We start from the raw sequence: 2,350 nt of genomic DNA on the forward strand, positions 1-2,350 counted from the left end.
TTGCCAACATAAATGCCAAACCTTATGAAGCAGATAAAATTGCATCGAATCTGGTTCAACAGATAACCCATCCCGTCTTATGGACACAAACCATAGAATATTTGTTACAACAAGGAACAACCGAATTCGTCGAGGTAGGCCCAGGTAAAGTATTAACTGGCTTGATTACCCGGATCCAGAGAGAGCAATGAATTTACCCATCGTATTTATGTACTCGGGACAAGGCTCCCAATATTATCACATGGGGCAAAGTTTATTCGCAGAAAATCCCGTGTTCAAAAATGCGCTGGAAAAAACCGATCTTATTTATCAAGAAATGACTGATGATTCTATTGTAAAACATCTTTATAATGACCCAAAAAACAAGAGCACTCCATTTACTCAAACACAGTGGAGTCACCCGGCTGTTTTCATGATCGAATATGCTCTAACTGAAGTATTGCTCGCCAAAGACATCCACCCTGATAAAGTACTTGGAGCCAGTTTAGGTGAATTCGCTGCCGCGGTTGCAGCTGGAGTTTTAAGCTTGGAATCCGCTTTATTCGCAGTGGTTAAGCAAGCGCAAACCTTCGCACAATGCCCTTCTGGCGGTATGCTCGCTATTATTCATGCCTCGGAACTTTATCACCAAGAATCCTTCCTCCATGAGCACTCTGAATTAGCCTCTGTTAACTTTGATTCCCATTTTGTAGTAGCAGGAACAAATGAAAATCTACAGTTGATACAAAAACATTTGAGCCAACAAAGCATTACTTTTCTATTATTGCCCGTGTCGCATGCATTTCATTCGACCCTAATCGATTTGGCCAAAGCGCCCTTTTTAGAACGTATTAAAGATTTAAATATTCAACCACCAAAAATAGAATTCACTTCCTGTAAGAATGCACGGAGTAGCGCTTCGTTCACTCACGAGCATTTTTGGGAGCTTGCACGGCAACCTATTTTATTTCAAAAAACAATTCAGGAACTCGAAAAAAAAGAACCTGCCATATACATTGATGTAGGCCCGTCTGGTACGCTAGCCACCTTTGTTAAATACAATTTATCCGCAGAGTCACAATCAATACCAGTTCCCTTTATAACTCCCTTTGGAAACGACGCTAAAAATTTAGAAAAACTCGAACAGACGGTACAAAACAAATAAACAGAGTAAGTAACTCAACAAACATAAGTCCTACAAGTATTCTATCAAAAAGGCGTACTTTCAGAATGACTAATTTTCTTTAAGCTTGCCCAAAATCATCTCTTTAAGTCGCAAAGCATCTTTAGGAGCATTAGCTTTTTCATCATTATCAAAATAACAATAAATTGCTTTACCTTCTTTTTGCCAATTAATAAATTGTTGCGCATATTGTGACAATGTTTCTTCTTCATATGCTCCCTGGTAGGCATTTTCATTTGGGCCATGCATACGCATATAGATAAATTGACTAGTGACAATCTCAGGAGATTGGTAGGCTTTATGATCATAAAAACAAAGAGCCATTTGGTGTGCATGGAGTAATTCATACAACTCCTCACAAAACCAGCTTTTATGCCGAAATTCAAAGGTATAAAGGTATTTTTGAGGCAATTCTGTGATGAATTTTTGTAAACAAGGAAGATCTACAGGCCAATAAGGAGGAAATTGAAATAAAATTGGCCCTAATTTTTCTTCAAAATGACTAAACGCATTAATTAATTTGTCAACAGTCTCTTTCACATCTTCCAATTTTTTATAATGAGTGATGTATCGATTTGCTTTACAGGAAAACATAAAATCAGAAGGAGTTGATTCCACCCAATTCTTAATGTTTTTTTCTTTAGGTATTTGATAGAAGCTATTATTCAATTCAACGCTATCAAAAGTTTTAGTATAAAAAGGCAAAATAAGAGTCGATTTTATTTTTTCCGGATAAAAATTACCTAACCACCCATCGTAGCTCCAGCCAGAAGTGCCTATATGAACATTATTTTGATGCATTTTAAATATCCATATTTAAAAACTGATGAGATTAGGCCCATGAACCAAATTTATTGATTGCATAAAAACACCTCATTGCGAAACAATCCTGCTCGAGGCTACACCAACACAACACAAAATTGCTTCACTTGGTTCACAAAGACAACATAATTCACAGAACCACGCATACATTAAGTATAGCAAATTAACCTAAACGAACTTAAACACTACGAATTGCTTTCAACACAGCTCCCGGCCTTGCTATCAAGCATTTCCAAAGCAATGGAACATTAGTTCTAAAATACGAATCACCGCGGCATCGACCGCGGTGTCCATACCCCATAACCTGGAAAGAATATAGCCAACACACGATAAATTGATTATTAGCAATGGCTCTGAAAAAGCTCA

The 2,350-nt window shown here is 37.4% G+C and carries 3 protein-coding genes and 1 pseudogene; 2 read left to right on the forward strand and 2 right to left on the reverse strand.

Going from position 1 to position 2,350, the window contains the following annotated elements; all coding sequences use genetic code 11:
* Positions 1–191: pseudogene (locus Q0495_RS12480) on the forward strand ([acyl-carrier-protein] S-malonyltransferase); the annotation flags it as partial.
* Positions 188–1,144, forward strand: coding sequence for an acyltransferase domain-containing protein (locus Q0495_RS12485; RefSeq protein ID WP_298626857.1), 957 nt, complete (start codon positions 188–190; stop codon positions 1,142–1,144). The pseudogene Q0495_RS12480 and the gene Q0495_RS12485, both read left to right, overlap by 4 nt.
* 69 nt (positions 1,145–1,213) lie before the next feature.
* On the opposite strand, the gene Q0495_RS12490 is transcribed toward Q0495_RS12485, so the two are convergent.
* Positions 1,214–1,963 (reverse strand): DUF72 domain-containing protein, encoded by a 750-nt coding sequence (locus Q0495_RS12490; RefSeq protein WP_298626859.1) that lies wholly within the window; start codon positions 1,961–1,963, stop codon positions 1,214–1,216.
* 199 nt (positions 1,964–2,162) lie between these two features.
* Positions 2,163–2,350: hypothetical protein (locus tag Q0495_RS12495; RefSeq protein WP_298626861.1), on the reverse strand; the 188-nt coding region annotated here is incomplete at its 5' end.

Origin of the sequence: uncultured Legionella sp. (genome assembly GCF_937871865.1) — a bacterium.
Classification (GTDB): Bacteria; Pseudomonadota; Gammaproteobacteria; order Legionellales; family Legionellaceae; genus Legionella.

Coding starts and splice junctions, on each gene's coding strand:
- Q0495_RS12485 (WP_298626857.1), top strand. CDS start 188: ATGAATTTACCCATCGTATTTATGTACTCGGGACAAGGCTCCCAATAT.
- Q0495_RS12490 (WP_298626859.1), bottom strand. CDS start 1,963: ATGCATCAAAATAATGTTCATATAGGCACTTCTGGCTGGAGCTACGAT.